Origin of the sequence: Paenimyroides tangerinum, from assembly GCF_003865405.1 — a bacterium.
Taxonomy (GTDB): domain Bacteria; phylum Bacteroidota; class Bacteroidia; order Flavobacteriales; family Flavobacteriaceae; genus Flavobacterium; species Flavobacterium tangerinum.
The window spans coordinates 1-17,503 of record NZ_RQVQ01000008.1 but is presented as its reverse complement, the minus strand read 5'-3'; the positions used below and the strand labels follow the sequence as shown (position 1 = coordinate 17,503).

The window sequence follows — 17,503 nt, the reverse complement described above, 5'->3', positions numbered from 1 at the left end:
GCTCTTTCTGCGGCTCTTTCTGCGGCTCTTTCTGCGGCTCTTTCTGCGGCTCTTTCTGCGGCTTCTCTTTGGGCTTCTGTTGGCTGTTGAGCATCCGGATCGGGGTCTGTTTTCTTCACCTAAGAAAACCTTATTCACAAATCTGCCAATAGCCCCCATCTTATCTAAAAGAGAATATACTTGTTTGGTAATATCTCCTGTAGCATTGTAATATTCTTTTTTGTCTCAAGTAGCGGATAGAGAAATGCCAATACTTCTATCTTTCGAAGATGTCCATTTTTGCGGTTCTCTTTTAAATTTTGCATTGTTGGTATCTTTGTATCTTTGGTTGTTGATAAGTTCTTTCTCTATTTTAGAGTTCTTATAAGATAACTTTAGATTCCATGTGACATCTGGATAGGTTTTTATGGCAACAGCATGTTGCCACCCGCAAGTATGTGTTTGTATTTTATAGGTATTGGAAGGTACGCCTTCGCCTAACCAAAAGTATCTGAATATAGGGTTTACAGAGATACTCCAAAACTTAATAGGACTGTAATCATAAATAAAACGTGCTTTAAATTTCAGCTCTTTATCTGTTTTTGTATAAACTTCGAGGCTTTTGTTTAACGTGATTTCTGTTTTTGAACTTACATTTGTCTTTTTACCTCCAATTTGTACATTTAAAAAGCTGCTTCCGGAAATACTGCTTTTTTCTTCTTTTTCCGTGATGCCTTCGAACACTTTTTCAGGATATTCGATAATTTCGATAACACGTCCTTCGTGGTCGATAGGCGTGCCTTCAAAATTACATTTTGTAGTGTCTGTATCTAAAGATATTGAAATATTTGATGTATTATTGACAGTCCCTGCTACGAGTTCAAAAACATTGATTGGAGGTATAGATTTATCTTCTATTAGATCGACTTCTCTACTGCCATCGTTAACTTTAAAAAAATTGTAACGACAAGGTTGAAAAGCTTCAATATTGGTTTCCACATTATCTACAAAAACAGGTTTGTTTCCCATTTCAGGCATGCGAAAATCCGGTATTACATTTAATGAAGCTCTTAAAGGACAATTTAGTGTTACTGCTTTTCCAAAAAAATGTATGGTTGGATGTATCACAATTGTATGCTGATTCTTAAACCAAGCAGGATCTATAAAAAAGGTTAATACAGCTTTTTGTACAGAAAGACTAGTTTTGATTATTTCGATATTATTTTCCTTTTTTTTAGTTAATTGCTCATTGTCATTTTCTTTACTTGGGTCAATTAAATAACCAATTGTTGCCCCAAGAGGAGGTTGTGCTACATCATCTTTTGAGAATTGATAGATATCAATTTCCGAATAAAAAAAATCTTCAGACTCATTGATTTCATAAGTTGTTTCGGCATTGTCATCACCTTTAGACTTAGCATTGTCTTTATGTGAATTTATTACAAAACCTTCTTCGTAGGAGTTTGCTTTTAAGGTTTTGCCATTTTCTTTTAGCTCAATTCTTATGTTTTGTCCATATAAATCATAGGTGTAGATATGCAATTCTACTTTGCTTAATGTGGAAACCGTATTTTCGATTTTTTTTTATATTTTTATTTTCATCAAAACCATACCATTCTGCCGCAATGATTTTCGGGTCTTCTGGTTTCGAGTGGATGTAAAGGGTGTTTTTTGGATTATTAGTTGGAGAAGCTTCTTCAAAAAAAGGCTCAACTTTTATAAAACCGCCACCTAGAGCTTGATTACTCAAACTACGTTTAAGCGGTTTAGTTCCAATTGATATTTTTTTATTCCTAGCAACAGATTTTAGACTACTTTTATCGGATAATTCATAGCCCCAAACTACAGTTGAAAAATAGGTTTCTATATTGTCTTTTTCAATTTTTAACTCTTTTAATTTATCATTTTCTTTTTTGACTTTTTTATTAAATTTCTTTTCAGCGATTTTTAAATTTTCTTTATAGCTAACTTCGGCAAAAGAGATACTTTTTCCTTCATATGTCTCGGCTTTTATCCATTTTCCGCCTTCTTTATACCGTTCCTGAGATTGTCTGGATAGATAATCTTTTTCTATTCTTAAAGCTAAATCTAGATCTTTTATATTCTTTTCAATTGCTTTAATTTCAAGTTGATTATTGTTTATAGCGTCAATATACTCTTTTATACCAATTTCAAATGTAGTCTCTTTTGTAACAGTTAACGAATTATAAACAGAATTGAATTCTCCAACTTTGGTATCCAATAATATCGGAGTTAAGGGTGTTTTTTCCATTTGTTTAATTATCTAATTGATCTGAATCTCTAATAACTTTTTTTAAATTAACAAAAGGCAAAAATTCAACTAAAATGTCATTATCTGCATTGTCAATGTTTTGTTGTGTTAGTTCGGCTGTTTGTCCATGATCATTTATTTTTATACTTGGACTACCACTAATAGCACATATTCCTTTACTATCTTCTAACAAGGGATTGCCATTGTTTATTTTGTAAGTAATTTTTTTATATTGACCTGTCCATTCTTGTAAAATGGGAATGCAAGGTTTGTAACCAAAGGTTGTTGGTTGTAATTTGCACAAACCAAAGGTGTTGTTTTCGAAAGTCATCCCTATATCAACATGGGTAACAACTAATTTAGATGTCGCATTTTTGTCATTGATATAGTGTTTTGACTGTGTAAGTACTTTTAACTTATCTGGAAAATTGCCATATTGACACTCACAAATAGCGCCTTGGCATACGAGGTGTTTTTTGCTCATAATTATAGGATTGGTTTATTGATGTATAATATCTAATTCATAAACTTCAAAAATTATTTCTTGCTCTTGATTATTTTCATCATTACAAATTATTGTACCGTATATTGAATGAATTTTATGTGTGATTACATCTAATCTGTAACTTGAAACAAGTTTATTTTTCTTTTTTTTATTGTTTATTATTGTCTATGATTCTTCACCAGTTACTTTTAATAGAATATATCCAGCTCGAGTAAGTTTTTCTTGTAAATTAAATTGGATGTTTAAACTAATTGGATGATTTAATGAGGGTATTTTTAAATTAATTGAATCATTGTATATACCATTTGGATAAGCACGATAAATTGGTAAGAAATAAAATGTGTAAAAAAGATTTGAAAAAATTTCTTTCAAATAATTATTGGGTTTTTTAAAAAATGGATCAATCAATTCGGTGATTTGGCGAAAGACAATACTGTCATAGTAATGTTCTAATTTAGGAAATGTGTCGTTTTGCCAACGTTTTGCTATTTCTTCTTGGTTTTTAATTTCTAATATCTGTTGATAATTATTCGTCCTTATTAATAATGGATAAATTGCCAATTCTGTTTTTTCAAATAATTCTTCTACTACTTTATCAACTCGTGAATTGTTTAAATACGTTGTGTTTTTATTAATTTGAAAAAGATTTTGATGTAGTTTTTCAATATCGATAGTATAGTGAATTTTTTTATCCTGGGTTTTATTTTGATAAACTACTCCATATTCTGTTTTTCTAAATGTTTTTGGAGCATTTAATTTAAATTCTGAAAGTGTGCTTTTTAAATAATTCTCATATCTATCTATGGGTAAATAAATATATTCAATGTATTGAGGGAAATACCCATAAATAGTTTCTAGATAGGCACAATGCGCATTATGAAATAGACGTAGTTCTTCTTTGTCTATTTCATATTTTAAAGCTACACTTACTATATTTTCGTGGTATTGTAGTTTTAATTTGTGATAATTCATTTGTTTGTAAGTTGTTGGTTTATAAATATATAAATATTTTTTTTTATTTAACGTTTTTTATAAAAGTTTTTTAAGAGAATTGTTTTGCTAATTTAATCAAGTGTTTATTCGTAGATTTTTGCACTTTATTAACTTTATAGTTCAATAAATTCGTGTTATCTTTGTATCTTAAAATAATTCTATATAACTACTTGGTTTCAAGTAAAAAACAAGATAAATTATATCTATAAAAGATGAAATTAGATCGTAAAGAAATTCTTTCAGTATTAGAAACTATTTCTATTGCTGGAGAAGGTAAAAATATGGTAGAAAGTGGTGCGGTTCAAAACGTTATGACTTTCGGTGATGAGGTTGTTGTTGATGTAACTTTACAAACACCAGCAATGCACATTAAAAAAAGAGCAGAATCGGATATCACAAATTTAATTCACGAAAAATTTTCTGCTGATATTAAAGTTAAAGTAAACATCAAAGTTGAAGCTCCAGAAAAACCTGAAATCAAAGGGAAATCAATTCCAGGTATTTCTAATATTATTGCAGTTTCTTCTGGTAAAGGTGGTGTTGGTAAATCTACAGTTACTGCAAATTTAGCTGTTACTTTAGCAAGTATGGGATTCAAAGTTGGAGTTTTAGATGCGGATATTTACGGACCTTCAATGCCAATTATGTTTGATGTAGAAAAATCACGTCCAATCTCTGTTGAAGTTGATGGAAAATCTAAAATGAAACCAATTTTAAGCTATGGTGTAGAAATTCTTTCAATCGGATTTTTCACAAGTCCAGACCAAGCGGTGATTTGGAGAGGTCCAATGGCTTCAAAAGCATTAAACCAAATGATTTTTGACGCAGATTGGGGAGAATTAGATTTCTTGCTTTTAGATTTACCTCCAGGAACAGGTGATATTCATTTATCATTAATGCAATCATTACCAATTACAGGTGCTGTTGTAGTTTCAACTCCGCAAGCGGTTGCTTTAGCAGATGCTAAAAAAGGAGTGTCAATGTTTATGGCTGAAAGTATTAACGTTCCAGTACTTGGAATTATTGAAAATATGGCGTATTTTACACCTGCTGAATTACCAGAAAACAAGTATTATATTTTTGGACAAGAAGGTGCAAAAAATTTAGCGCAAGATTTAGAAGTTCCTTTCTTAGGAGAAGTTCCAATTGTACAAAGTATTCGTGAAGCAGGAGATTATGGTCGTCCAGCAGCTTTGCAACAAGATTCTCCAGTTGGAGAGGCATTTGTTCAAATTGCTCGTAATGTGGTTGAACAAGTTGTTTATCGTAACGAATCACTTCCGCCAACAGAAGCTGTGAAAATTACAACAATGGCTGGATGTTCTTCAGTTAAAAAATAATCGTTAAGATTTAAATATAAAAATATGTCTGCAGAAAATATTAGATTGAATGTAGAAAAAGCATTAGAGGAAATTCGCCCATTTTTAAATTCTGATGGAGGAGATATTTCGCTAATTTCTATTGAAGACAATAAACACGTGACTGTTCGTTTAGAAGGTGCTTGTACATTGTGTAGTGTGAATCAAACAACTTTAAAAGCTGGTGTTGAAACAACTATTAAAAAGTACGCTCCAGAAATTGAAACAGTTGTAAATATAAGCGAAGAATAAGAAATTTTTGATTCAAAACAGTGATGAATAGCTGATATTTATCACTGTTTTTATGTTTGAATATTTTTAATTTTGCCAAAATTTAAAGAGATGATTGAAACTGATATATTAATAATCGGAGCTGGACCTACTGGTTTGTTTGCTGTGTTCGAAGCTGGATTATTAAAATTAAAATGCCATTTAATTGACGGTTTACCTCAACCTGGAGGACAGTTAACCGAATTATATCCTAAAAAACCTATTTTCGATATTCCTGGTTATCCATCTGTTGGAGCTGCAGAGTTAATCGATAATTTAATGGAACAAATTAAACAATTTGAACCAGGTTTTACTTTAAATGAAGTTGCTGAAACGATTGATAAATTAGAAGACGGAACTTTTATTGTTACAACAAATAAAGGAACAAAACATCACGCTAAAGCTGTTGCAATCGCTGGTGGTTTAGGAAGTTTTGAACCCCGTAAGCCTTTAATTGATAACATTGCTTTTTACGAAGATAAAGGTGTTGAATATTTTGTTAAAAACCCTGAATTATTCCGTGATAAGAAAATCGTTATCGCTGGTGGTGGTGATTCTGCTTTAGATTGGAGTATTTTCTTGGCAGAAGTCGCTTCGAGCGTAACTTTAGTTCATAGAAGAAATGAATTTCGTGGAGCTTTAGATTCTGTGGAGAAAGTTCAGGAATTAAAAAAACTAGGTAAAATCAATTTAATAACTCCAGCTGAAATTGTTGAAATCCACGGAGAAAATCACGTAAGTGCTTTAACACTTCAGATTGGAGAAGATAAACAGCAAATTGAAACCGATTATTTTATTCCTCTTTTCGGTTTAACACCAAAGTTAGGTCCGATTGCAAATTGGGGATTAGAAATCGAAAAGAACGCGATTAAAGTTAATAATGCTTTAGATTATCAAACGAATATTGATGGCGTTTATGCAATTGGCGATGTGAATATTTATCCAGGAAAATTGAAGTTGATTTTGTGTGGATTTCACGAAGCAACATTAATGTGTCAAAGTGTTTATAATCGAATCAATCCAGGAAAAAAATATGTATTGAAATATACTACAGTTTCTGGAATTGATGGATTTGATGGAACACGTAAAGAAGCTGAAAAAGCAGTTGTTAAATCGATTGATTAAATTAGAAAACTAAAATTTTAATGAACGATATTAAAATTACAATTATAGACAGAGATGGCATTTCTCACGAAGTTGATGCGCCAACAGATATGAATATGAATATTATGGAATTGGTTCGTGCTTACGAATTAGCGCCAGAAGGAACGATTGGTATTTGTGGCGGAATGGCAATGTGTGCTTCTTGTCAATGTTATATTCTGAATGATGTTGATTTGCCTGAAAAATCTGATGATGAAGATGCTATGCTTTCTGAAGCGTTTAATGTAAAGGAAAATAGCCGTTTGGGATGCCAAATTCATATCACTCCAGAAATCGAAGGCTTGAAGGTAGAGTTAGCTCCAGAAAATTAATTTTAAAAATTATTAACAAAAAGTTTGATATTTTAATTCAAAAACACTAAGTTTATAAAAGTATTATGATTTAGAATTGTTTTAGATTTTTTATTGGATTTATTTTATTTTTACAGAAAAAAAAACGAATTGCGAAAATGCGATTCGTTTTTTTTGTTTTTAATCAATTTGTTCTTCAATTGCATTCCAAAGTAAATATCTTTTTTCCAAAGCTTCTTTTGAAATTGAAAGCACTTCTTGCCATTTTTGTTCGTCTTCGCCACATAAATAGTCAATCATTTTAAAAGCCATCGGACCGTGTTCGTCTGCGTCAAGTTCAATATGTCTTTCAAAATAATAAATTAGTTTGCTTAAATCGGTTTCTGGAAAATTGATTTGAAAGTTTTTTAATATTTCTGTAAACATATCCGGAATTAAATCTTCTCTACCGAATGTGAACGCAGCAGCAATTTCATGAGTTTTTCCTCTTTCTATTACATCGAAACTAAAATTCAAAAATGACTTAATATTTGGGTGTAATTCGCTTTTTTCTATAACTTCAAAAATTGAATTTCCATTTCTTACTTCATTAATAAAATTCAGAACCATTGTTGTATTTGCATTTGAATCTCTCATTGCATCGATATACATCTCAAAATGGCTCAATCTACTACCGTCAATTGCTAAATCAGATTCTTCGGCTAATACGATTTCGTTTATTAAATATCTAGTTTCTGGATTTTCACTTGCAAACCATGGTGTTGTAGTGCAAGTTAATTTTTGTTGAAGTGCTTTTAGAAGCGACATAAAATCCCAAACGGCATAGACATGGCCTTCTAAGAATTTTTGTAAATCTTCAATTTTTTCAATCTTTTTATAGAGTGAATGTTTTAATAATAGATTACGTTCTTCTTTGATTAGTTCGTTGACTTTCTGAATATTCATGTTGTTTATTGTTTAATCAAATTTAAGATTTTGATTTTTGATTATTCTATGAAATTAGAATATTAAGTTTATAATTGAAGTTCTTGTTGTATTTTGTTTTTAAAGTGTTTTATTTTTTGTTAAAAAGTTTTTTTTACTGATTTTAATTTAAAATATACAAATAAAGTTTAAGGAAATAATAATTTACTTACATTTGACAGATTTTTTTAAAGTATAAAAATGAAAATGTTGCTTAAATATATGAAATGGGGATTGTATCTATTAACCATTTTATTTGTAGGATATTTTATTGCGTTATTGAGTAACGAGGAATTAGCGTCATTATTAAATGATAAATATGATTTTTATCTTTATTTGCAGATGGTTCATATTTTCTTGTCATTAAGTGTTTTGTTCGTTATTTGGTCTAACGATTTGTATGATAAATGGCATAAAATCGACCAAACATTAATTGTTGTTTTTTTCTCAATAATTGGTTTATGGATTTGGTTTGTGAAATTTTATCCAAAATTTTCAAAATTCGAAAAAGATAAGTTAGATGACTAACATTACGATTTAATAAAAAAAAATCCTGAAGCTTAAAAACTTCAGGATTTTGTCTTTATGTCAATTATTCTTATTTAAAAGCAGGGAAACCTGTTACGTCCATTCCTGTGATTAATAAGTGAATATCATGTGTTCCTTCGTAAGTAACTACAGATTCTAAATTCATCATGTGACGCATGATAGAATATTCGCCTGTGATTCCCATTCCGCCTAACATTTGACGTGCATCACGAGCAATGGTTAAAGCCATATCAACATTGTTACGTTTTGCCATTGAAATCTGTGCAGTTGTTGCTTTACCTTCGTTACGTAAAACTCCTAAACGCCAAGTTAATAATTGAGCTTTCGTAATCTCAGTGATCATTTCAGCTAATTTCTTTTGTTGTAATTGAGTTGCTCCAATAGGTTTATCAAACTGAATACGTTCTTTTGAATAACGTAAAGCTGTATCGTAGCAATCCATTGCAGCTCCAATAGCTCCCCAAGCAATTCCGTAACGAGCCGAATCTAAACAACCAAGTGGTGCTCCTAATCCAGATTTGTTAGGTAATAAATTTTCTTTAGGAACTTTTACGTTGTCAAAAATTAATTCTCCAGTTGCAGAAGCTCTTAGCGACCATTTGTTGTGTGTTTCTGGAGTTGTAAAACCTTCCATTCCACGTTCAACAATTAATCCATGAATTCTACCTTCTTCATTCTTAGCCCAAACAACAGCGATGTCTGCGAAAGGTGCGTTAGAAATCCACATTTTAGCTCCGTTTAATAAATAATGGTCACCCATATCTTTAAAATTCGTAACCATTCCACCAGGGTTTGATCCGTAATCTGGTTCAGTTAGACCAAAACACCCAATCATTTCTCCAGTAGCTAATTTTGGAAGATATTTCATGCGTTGTTCTTCGTTTCCGTATTTCCAAATTGGATACATTACTAAAGAAGATTGAACCGATGATGTAGAACGAACACCTGAATCTCCACGCTCAATTTCTTGCATGATCAATCCATAAGAAATTTGGTCTAAACCAGCTCCGCCGTATTCAACTGGAATATATGGTCCAAAACCTCCGATTTCACCTAAACCTTTTACAATTTGGTGTGGGAATTCAGCTCTTTGAGCATATTCTTCAATAATTGGAGAAACTTCTTTCTTAACCCAAGCTCTTGCTGAGTCACGTACTAATTTATGTTCTTCTGTAAGTAAATCGTCTAATAAGTAATAATCTGGTGCCTGAAATAAATCCGGTTTCATAATAATAAATTAATTAGTTGAGCTACAAAAATACTTATAATTAGTAGAAATACAATTTTTATTTATTGAAAGTGTATTTTTTTGTTGATTTGATGAATTTTTACAAAACAATTGCTGGTTTTGATTTTTTTTGTAAATTCATAAAAACTTATATTATGAAAAACAAATACATTTTATTAATGCTAGCTTTTACGGTTTTCTCTTGTACAATTGATGATTCTGTAGATATTAAGGAAGAGGAGTCATATGTTCCGAAATTTCCTTTTGAAAAATTAGATCAAACTAATTTTAATAATGCATCTAGCGTTTTAACTGCTACGCCAACTAATGTTAGATTGGATTCTGTTGTTAATATTCGTTATTATAAATTTAATCCTATAACCAATTTGAGTGATTATGATTCAAATGCATTGAATGCACATGATAAAGCCTACGCTCCGCCACCTCCTGAGCCTACTCACAGAAGTTCGGATCATTTTCATTACAACGAAAACAAACAATTAACTTCTATTTATTCATATTCTAACTATGATTATACAGATGTGGATTTATCAGTTACAGGGGAGCTTCAATATATACGAGTTTTCGATTATGACAATCAGAATAATTTAATAACAAGTGGTTATCAAGAAACGAATGATTCAGAAACAATTATTAATCAAAAAGAATTTTTTTATACCAATTTAAATGTATTAAAAGAAGTGATTCAGAATGATTGGACAAAAAAGATTGAAAGAAGTAATAACCAGTTAGTAATTGAGCAATTTTCATCTGAAAGTGAATGGAAATATAATAGTATATACTTTTTAGACTCATTCAATAATTTAACTCGATATATTTATCAGCCTAGTACTTTATATGAATTTAAAGATGAATTCTTTTATCCAAAAAACATTTTTAATCCCTTTGCAAATCTATTTCCTGAGAATTTTTATTCATTTTTAGTTTTAGGGGAATCTCAAGGAGGTTTTTCTCATTTTTCAGCTAAATCAGCAGCTAATTATTATCAACAAATACAAGTAAATTCACAAGGTTTTCCTGAAGTTGTGCAAAGTGGAAGTTATGATAATGGTAGTCGAACTATGTATTATTATTCAAATAATTAAAACTAAAAAGTCGAACTATTGTTCGACTTTTTAGTTTTAATTATTTTTTTATGAATTTTGAAGTTCCTCTTCCTTCATTAGTTTTGATTTCTATGACATAAGTTCCAGTTGCCAAGTTAGAAACGTCTAATGTTGAGCTGTTTTGGAAAGATTTTACTTTTCTTCCGGTTAAATCAAATATAGAAACTTCATTAAGCTCTAATCCGTTTACAGCTGAGATGTTTAATTCTCCAGAAGTTGGGTTAGGGAAAATTGTGAAGTTTTCTTTAAAGAATTCCTCGTTTGATGCAGTAGTAATTGCGGTTACTTCTATATCATCTATTTCCATACTAAAAACATCTGAAGTACCATGATGTCTAAATGCTACATAAATACTTTGTCCAGCAAATGAGCTAATATCTAATGTTCGTTGTGTAAAAGTATTTATGCCGGCTAACGATTCTTCTGTAAAATTAGTTGTAGAAGCTAACATAGAAGAAGTTGTGTTAGAGTTGCTTACGTAAACGCTGTATTTCTCTTCATCATATTCTTCATCTGCAGCTGAAACTTTCCATTTTAAAGTTATTGTTTGTCCAGAATAATTAGAAAGATTGATATTTGGTGTGAATACCCAGTTGTCTGGTGTTAAGGCACCTATGAATTCACTCCAAGAGGTCGATCTTAAACATGGTGTTGGATATCCAATAGCAGGTACTCCTTCATTTGTAATTTGTACAACTGACCAATTAAATGTGTCACCATCTGAATCAACTAATGTCCATCCACTAGGCATTGAAATCGGGGTTGCATTAAAGTTTTCAGAAAAAACGGTAGTTTGAGCTTGAGTTGTCAAGTATGAAGCTAATAAAAGAGCACTAAGTAGTAATTTTTTCATAATTTTAAGTTTTTATATTTATGTTAAGTTATGAAAAAAAAGTCAATATGTTATTTTTTTTATGAAATTTTTTGGTTTTTTTGTCTGTTTTTTATTTGGTTGAGTAAAAAAAATCAGCTGTTAAAGCTGATTTTTACATTTTTATATAAAAATCTTTAGTTAGATTTTTATATTCTTCGGTATAATTATGTCGTTCAATCTCAATAATCAATTCATCAATTAAAGGATTTTGTTCTAAACGACAAAACGCTAATAAACTTCGTTTGATTTCTGATGAAGGTGTTCCTTTTACTCTAGTGATTTTAAGAGGAAATAAGTTAACGGATTTAGCTAAAGCGATAAAATTTTCTTCTTCCTTAAATGGAATAATAACAGAAAAGATTCCGTTGTCTGATAATAAAGCTTGAGCTGATTCGATTAACTCATCAAAAGGAAGTGCTTCTTGAAAACGTGCTTGATCTCTTTTTTCATCTCCTGAAGAATAATTTTCTGAATAAAAAGGTGGGTTTGATATGATTAAATCATATTCTTCTTCCTCTTCAAAAAGTTCTTCGGTATACTCATTTAAATCTGCATGAAAACAAAATAAACGGTCATTCCAAGGACTTACTTCAAAATTTTCTACACATTGTTCGTAAGTATCTTCGTCAATTTCAATGGCGTCGATTTGTTCTGCGTTACTGCGTTGAGCAATCATTAAACCAATTAATCCAGTTCCAGCTCCAATGTCTAAAACATTGTAGGGATTATTGATTAACGGAGTCCAAGCGCCAAGTAAAACTCCGTCGGTTCCAACTTTCATTGCGCAGCGATCTTGGTTGATTGTAAATTGTTTGAATGTAAACATGTTTGATGTTTGTGATAAACTCAAAAAGATAATTATAAAAAATAGATTTTAGTTGATGTATAAATCTACTAATCCATCAGGTGTATTTAAATGAATGGTTTTATTTTCACGATCTAGTTTAATGATAAATTCGTCTATCATCGGAACTAAGATTTGAATGTCATTGTATTCGATTTCGAATAGCGTTTGAGCATTTGAATCGTTTACGGCAGTTATGTTTCCGATAAATCCAAGACGTTGATCTTGAACTTCGAATCCTATAATTTCGTGAAAATAAAATTTGTCGCCTTCAAGTTTAGGTAACATAGAAAGAGGTAAGTAAACTTCGCAACCGATGATTCTGTCGGCATCTTCTTCAGAACTCATATCTTCGAAAAGAACGCGAAGAAATTTTGTTCTGTGAATGGAAGCGTTTTCAATAAAAAATGGAACCAATTGTCCGTTGAATTCAACGAACATTGATTCCAAATCTTCATACATTTCGGGTTCGTCTGTGTCTAAAAAAACAAGCACTTCGCCCTTGAAACTAAATTTCTTAGCGATTTTACCTAAATAAAAACAATCTTTTTTACGCATTTAAAATCGCTTTAAAAATTATGCTTCAGTTTCTTCTGTAGATTCTTCAGTTGCAGGAGCTTCAACTTCAGCCGGAGCCTCAGCAGCAGCTTTTGCTTCTAAAGCAGCAGCAACACGTTTAGCGTTAACTTCTTTTTCAGCCTCTAAAGCTTTAGCTTTCGCAGCAGCTTTATTATCAGCTAAACCTGAAGTTTTTGTGTTTAATTTTGCGTCTTTTTCTTCTAACCAAGCAGCGAATTTAGCATCAGCTTGCTCTTGAGTTAAAGCACCTTTACGAACACCTCCGTTTAAGTGGTGTTTTAATAAAGCACCTTTGTAAGAAAGAATAGCTTTAGCTGTGTCAGTAGGTTGAGCACCTTGGAATAACCATTTTGCAGCAGAATCAACATTTAAGTCGATAGTTGCAGGGTTAGTGTTTGGATTGTAAGTTCCGATTTTTTCTAAGAATTTACCATCTCTTTTTGCGCGTGCATCAGCAGCTACTACCCAGTAAAAAGGTTTTCCTTTTTTACCGTGTCTTTGTAATCTAATTTTTACAGACATAATCTATTGATTTAATTGAGGTTCCCGACCTCGTTTATTTAAGTGTGCAAATATAGTGTTTTATTTTTTATTGTGAAACAACTTTGATTTTTGATTGAATAAATATGATTTTTTTTTTAAATGTTTTTTTGTTTTAAAAATATGTCTTTGTTAGATAATAAATCTTCGTTTTGGTTGTAATTTAAAAAATACCAGTATAAATTATTTCTGAATATGTTTCTTTTTCTCCAAGTTCAATTATTTCTTGGATGTCACTTTCATTCAAATTCCAATCTATACAAAGCATATAGTTTATGATGTTATCAGAAACATTTTTATAACAAGTTTTATCTATGTTTTTTACAACAATTTCTTTGTTGCTATTTTCTGTATTATTATTTGGAATGAATTTTTTATCACTTGTATTGCAAGAAACAAATGATATTAAAAACATCAATTTAAAAAGGAAGAATGCTTTCATAACTATTCAATTTTTTCTTATTTTAAAGAATCTTCGATTGTTAACTTCTAGATTTCAACAATAGTTTGCTAAACTCAATAAAAGATTCTTTTGCACCATTTGGTAAAGTTTCTAACACATTTTGATTGTCTTTATTCAATACTTTCGTAATATTATTTTTCGAATCATAAATAAAATCGTATGATTCTTGAAATGTTTCGGATAATTCTTCATCAATGAAAGTTTCAATTTTGAATTTTACCGTTGCTATTTGTTCTTTGAACTGAATGTTTTCTACAGAATATCTCATTGCACATCCCGAACCACAGCTAAAAACAAATGATTTATTAATTAAGTTTGAATTATCTTCTATGTTGTTATTGTATTCATAATTAGGTAAATAGGAGGTTTCTGTTTGTTTTTCTTGTTCTTTACAAGAAAAACAAACTATCAATAGCAATAGAAAAATAAATTTAAGATGTTTCATTTTCATTTTTTAAAATGTTAATTAATCTTAGATTCAACTAATAAATATATCTCTAATAGAAATATAAACAACCCAAAAATTAATCTTGTTAGATAATGCACTTCGGATATTTTTATTACAAAATCTCTCGAATATTTGACTTTTAGTTCAAATGTTTTCAAATGCTATTTTTGACTTATCTTATATAATATTTTATTCGTCGTTTAGAAGACAAGAAGGTAAAGTATTACAAGGAACATATGATTTTCTGTTTAGCTCTTTTCCACTTGCGTCATAATTTATCCATTCTCCACAAGGACATTCCTCACTGCCTTCATAAGATTCATGATGATTTGTGATTGATTTTATTATTTTTGAATTTTCATAAAATTCTTTTTCAATTTTATAAATAACCTTTTCACTACAAAATGTGTCAGTACTATAATGATAAATTTCTTTAATAATGGCTCCTTTATTGTTCCAATAAAATTCTTTACCTTTTATTCCAATACAACCTCCAATGTCATCGATTGTCCATTGATGAATTTTTTTTTCGTTCTCATTGAATTCGATATTTATTTCTGGATAATTGTTATAATTAATCGTTTTTAATTTCAATAAACCTTCTTCATCATAATGTAATTTTACATTTTTATTTCCTTCAAATTCAGATAATAAAAGATTCTTAGTTTTTTTATTAGAATAATAATTTATTTCTAAAGTGTCGATATTCGTTTGTTCAATAAATGCTAATTTTGGAGTTGAAATACACTTCTTACAAGATATATTCATCAGAATAACCAAAATGAGGATGATGTTTTTAATCATGATTGATGTTTTTAATTATAGCTTTTACTAAAATAGTTGCGATTCTTTCCTTATTTAAAATAATATTTTTTGCATCCAATGGATTAATTAAAAAAACTAATTCAATTAAAACCTTTTTTTTAGATTTATTAGAAGCTCCTAATAAACCTAAATAATTTCTTTGAATAAGTGAGTTCTCTTTAATATTGATAATGTCATATTTTAAGGAAATGGTATTTTTTATTTTTGGATTAAATCCTTTAAAATTTACTGTCCAATATTCGCTTGAATCTTTGCCGTTAAGATTGTGATATTAAAAATGAATAAATCTTATTTTAAAAATAAATAGTTTTCAAACTAGAACTAATTATTCACAATTCTGCTTTTGTGTACATAACCTTTTTTACCTTCTTTAGTTTGTACAAACCACCAATCTCCTGTATTATCTAGAACGTCAATTGCAGAACCAGATTTTATTTTTTGTAATATTTCAGAAGTTGCTGTTTTGTCTTTTCTGAGATTGGTAAAACCGTCTGAGTCTTGAATTATAGCTATTTGATTTTGAATAGTATAAATATATGTTTCGAAAAAAGGTTTGTATTTTACATCATAAATCAACAGTTCAGGGGCTTTGAGATTTTCAATTATAAGGTTATTTAGATAAGAATATATATTATAATATGTTATTGTTTCATTTTTCCAGTCTGTTTCATAAGAAGGTGAGAAATATGCTTCTATTTTGTCTGATTTTTTGATTAGTTCACTTTTTAGTTCTTTGATAGTAAAATCATCTACTAGTTTTTCTTTGATAAGTAATGAATTCTTTTCTATATTAATACTTGCTATATTATTATTAAAATATTCTTTATTTGTGAGAATAGCTAGAGGAAGACTTTGGTTAATGTAGTCTAGTAATTCATTTTGTTTATATTCGTAATCTCCTTTGATAAAATAATAAGGTTTGTATAGGAAAAGTTGATATAAAAATAAGTCATAACTTTCTAAATAATATCCTAGTTTATCATCATTAAATATATTTGATAAGATTTTATAGGAACGTATGTCATCTGATTGCTGTATTCGAACTAGAATCAATTTAATGAAAAAAGTTTGTTCGTATTCATTTTCTTCAAAACTCTTTTTATTCAAATAGTCAAAAAAAGCTGTTCTGTAATTTTGGTTGAGCAGTGAATCCACGGGAATTTGTTCTATATGTATATCATTATAGCTATATTTTTTAAATTCAATATCTTCAATAAAAGAATTATTCAGGTCTATACCATTTTTTAGATTATCATCTATAGTTGTATTATTAAGTTTTAGTTTATCATTTGATTTTTCTAGGCATCCGATTGTAAACAGAGAAAAAAGAATCAAAATAATATTTGTTATATTCTTCATTTTATTTTTTTTTATTTTCGGGTTAAATCCTTGAATATAAATCTGGTATAAGTATTTCTTCGTTATTTGTTGTTGTTAATATTAATCACACTTGATTTACTAACGTTTTACACAACGAAAATAATATATCTTGTAGTTTTATTTATTTCTGTTAATTACTCGCATTTTTCAAGAATGAGAGGTAGTTTTCCTCCGTTTTCTTTAATAAGAAGGAAATCTTTTCCAACAAACTCTAGTTTTTGCTTTTTAAGATTATACAAACCAATCCATTCTAATTTAGCTTTACCATCTTCTAATATTATTAATTTTCCAATAGGTTTGTTTTTGTCTATATCTTCATCAACTATTTTTAATTCATTTTCGTAGTAATTACGTTGTGAAGAAATACTTGAATATTTTAGAATATATTCATTTTTGTTTGAATTTTTTTCTATTTTAAGATTGATATAGATATCGTTTATACTGTATAAAGATAAAAAACCTTCGTCTTTATCGATATCAAGTTCTGTTAATTCATTGGCACAAATTATAGCCCACATTCCTTTTAAGTCAGAAGGACTGGTTGTGACTATTTCTGTTTTTATAGTTTTTTCCTGTATTCCATAATTGAAATAATCTTCTATACCCACGTATTCCTCAGAAAGATATCCGATTGGAATTCCACATTTTATTATTTTTCGATTGAGATTGTTTTTTTTAAGCTTAATGTTATTTTTATCAATTTCATATAAGTCCGTAATTTTAAAATAAACATCTTTAATATTGGTTGTCTTGATATTTCCTAAAGCGATTCCCTTTTTATTATTTTCAAACCTGAATTCGATTATTAGTACAAAGCTAACTGACTGGAATTTAGATGTTCAAATTTAATGG

The 17,503-nt window shown here is 29.6% G+C and carries 21 protein-coding genes; 6 read left to right on the top strand and 15 right to left on the bottom strand.

Features of this window, described 5'->3' with window-relative positions; all coding sequences use genetic code 11:
* Window positions 1-225: 225 nt before the first annotated feature.
* The 4 genes from EG240_RS16795 to EG240_RS04565 form a co-directional block, all read right to left on the bottom strand.
* Window positions 226-1,521: a hypothetical protein gene (locus tag EG240_RS16795; RefSeq protein ID WP_125017908.1), complete on the bottom strand. Its 1,296-nt coding sequence runs from the start codon at window positions 1,519-1,521 to the stop codon at window positions 226-228.
* Window positions 1,502-2,221 carry a hypothetical protein gene (locus EG240_RS16790; RefSeq protein WP_125017906.1) on the bottom strand — a complete coding sequence of 240 codons (720 nt, stop codon included), beginning with the start codon at window positions 2,219-2,221 and terminating at the stop codon, window positions 1,502-1,504. The genes EG240_RS16795 and EG240_RS16790 overlap by 20 nt, the downstream gene beginning before the upstream one ends.
* Window positions 2,222-2,255: 34 nt before the next feature.
* Complete coding sequence (locus tag EG240_RS04570) at window positions 2,256-2,735, bottom strand: DUF4280 domain-containing protein (RefSeq protein ID WP_125017904.1); 480 nt, start codon at window positions 2,733-2,735, stop codon at window positions 2,256-2,258.
* Window positions 2,736-2,921: 186 nt separating this feature from the next.
* Entirely contained in the window at window positions 2,922-3,728 is an 807-nt protein-coding gene (locus EG240_RS04565) for a hypothetical protein (protein WP_125017902.1), read from the bottom strand.
* A gap of 233 nt (window positions 3,729-3,961) precedes the next feature.
* Between EG240_RS04565 and EG240_RS04560 the strand changes: the two genes are divergently transcribed.
* The 4 genes from EG240_RS04560 (at window position 3,962) to EG240_RS04545 (ending at window position 6,852) form a co-directional block, all read left to right on the top strand.
* Window positions 3,962-5,089 carry an Mrp/NBP35 family ATP-binding protein gene (locus EG240_RS04560; protein WP_125017900.1) on the top strand — a complete coding sequence of 376 codons (1,128 nt, stop codon included), beginning with the start codon at window positions 3,962-3,964 and terminating at the stop codon, window positions 5,087-5,089.
* 24 nt (window positions 5,090-5,113) lie between these two features.
* Complete coding sequence (locus EG240_RS04555) at window positions 5,114-5,359, top strand: NifU family protein (protein ID WP_125017898.1); 246 nt, start codon at window positions 5,114-5,116, stop codon at window positions 5,357-5,359.
* A gap of 90 nt (window positions 5,360-5,449) precedes the next feature.
* Window positions 5,450-6,502 carry an NAD(P)/FAD-dependent oxidoreductase gene (locus EG240_RS04550; RefSeq protein WP_125017896.1) on the top strand — a complete coding sequence of 351 codons (1,053 nt, stop codon included), beginning with the start codon at window positions 5,450-5,452 and terminating at the stop codon, window positions 6,500-6,502.
* A 20-nt stretch (window positions 6,503-6,522) separates the two neighbouring features.
* Window positions 6,523-6,852 carry a 2Fe-2S iron-sulfur cluster-binding family protein gene (locus EG240_RS04545; protein ID WP_125017894.1) on the top strand — a complete coding sequence of 110 codons (330 nt, stop codon included), beginning with the start codon at window positions 6,523-6,525 and terminating at the stop codon, window positions 6,850-6,852.
* 159 nt (window positions 6,853-7,011) lie between these two features.
* On the opposite strand, the gene EG240_RS04540 is transcribed toward EG240_RS04545, so the two are convergent.
* On the bottom strand, window positions 7,012-7,776 hold the full coding sequence (locus EG240_RS04540; protein ID WP_125017892.1) for a DUF3050 domain-containing protein: 765 nt from the start codon (window positions 7,774-7,776) through the stop codon (window positions 7,012-7,014).
* Window positions 7,777-8,001: 225 nt separating this feature from the next.
* On the opposite strand from EG240_RS04540, the gene EG240_RS04535 reads away from it, so the two are divergent.
* Window positions 8,002-8,322, top strand: a complete 321-nt coding sequence (locus EG240_RS04535; RefSeq protein ID WP_125017890.1) for a hypothetical protein — start codon at window positions 8,002-8,004, stop codon at window positions 8,320-8,322.
* A 70-nt stretch (window positions 8,323-8,392) separates the two neighbouring features.
* On the opposite strand, the gene EG240_RS04530 is transcribed toward EG240_RS04535, so the two are convergent.
* Complete coding sequence (locus tag EG240_RS04530; RefSeq protein WP_125017888.1) at window positions 8,393-9,571, bottom strand: acyl-CoA dehydrogenase family protein; 1,179 nt, start codon at window positions 9,569-9,571, stop codon at window positions 8,393-8,395.
* A 155-nt stretch (window positions 9,572-9,726) separates the two neighbouring features.
* Here EG240_RS04530 and EG240_RS04525 point away from each other — a divergent pair, with 155 nt between their 5' ends.
* Complete coding sequence (locus EG240_RS04525) at window positions 9,727-10,677, top strand: hypothetical protein (protein ID WP_125017886.1); 951 nt, start codon at window positions 9,727-9,729, stop codon at window positions 10,675-10,677.
* 40 nt (window positions 10,678-10,717) lie between these two features.
* On the opposite strand, the gene EG240_RS04520 is transcribed toward EG240_RS04525, so the two are convergent.
* From EG240_RS04520 to EG240_RS04480, 9 genes are all read right to left on the bottom strand, one after another.
* Complete coding sequence (locus tag EG240_RS04520) at window positions 10,718-11,551, bottom strand: T9SS-dependent choice-of-anchor J family protein (protein ID WP_125017884.1); 834 nt, start codon at window positions 11,549-11,551, stop codon at window positions 10,718-10,720.
* Between the two features lie 133 nt (window positions 11,552-11,684).
* Window positions 11,685-12,398 (bottom strand): tRNA1(Val) (adenine(37)-N6)-methyltransferase, encoded by a 714-nt coding sequence (locus EG240_RS04515; RefSeq protein ID WP_125017882.1) that lies wholly within the window; start codon window positions 12,396-12,398, stop codon window positions 11,685-11,687.
* A gap of 48 nt (window positions 12,399-12,446) precedes the next feature.
* Window positions 12,447-12,974, bottom strand: coding sequence for a ribosome maturation factor RimM (rimM, locus tag EG240_RS04510; RefSeq protein WP_125017880.1), 528 nt, complete (start codon window positions 12,972-12,974; stop codon window positions 12,447-12,449).
* 18 nt (window positions 12,975-12,992) lie between these two features.
* On the bottom strand, window positions 12,993-13,517 hold the full coding sequence (locus tag EG240_RS04505) for a 30S ribosomal protein S16 (protein ID WP_125017878.1): 525 nt from the start codon (window positions 13,515-13,517) through the stop codon (window positions 12,993-12,995).
* A gap of 181 nt (window positions 13,518-13,698) precedes the next feature.
* Window positions 13,699-13,977, bottom strand: coding sequence for a BTB/POZ domain-containing protein (locus EG240_RS04500; protein WP_125017876.1), 279 nt, complete (start codon window positions 13,975-13,977; stop codon window positions 13,699-13,701).
* 40 nt (window positions 13,978-14,017) lie between these two features.
* Window positions 14,018-14,443, bottom strand: a complete 426-nt coding sequence (locus EG240_RS04495; protein WP_125017874.1) for a hypothetical protein — start codon at window positions 14,441-14,443, stop codon at window positions 14,018-14,020.
* 192 nt (window positions 14,444-14,635) lie between these two features.
* Window positions 14,636-15,250, bottom strand: a complete 615-nt coding sequence (locus EG240_RS04490) for a hypothetical protein (RefSeq protein WP_125017872.1) — start codon at window positions 15,248-15,250, stop codon at window positions 14,636-14,638.
* Between the two features lie 342 nt (window positions 15,251-15,592).
* Window positions 15,593-16,630, bottom strand: coding sequence for an SH3 domain-containing protein (locus tag EG240_RS04485; RefSeq protein WP_125017870.1), 1,038 nt, complete (start codon window positions 16,628-16,630; stop codon window positions 15,593-15,595).
* Between the two features lie 155 nt (window positions 16,631-16,785).
* A complete protein-coding gene (locus tag EG240_RS04480; protein ID WP_158611984.1) occupies window positions 16,786-17,169 on the bottom strand; it encodes a hypothetical protein in 384 nt (127 codons plus the stop codon).
* Between the last annotated feature and the right edge of the window lie 334 nt (window positions 17,170-17,503).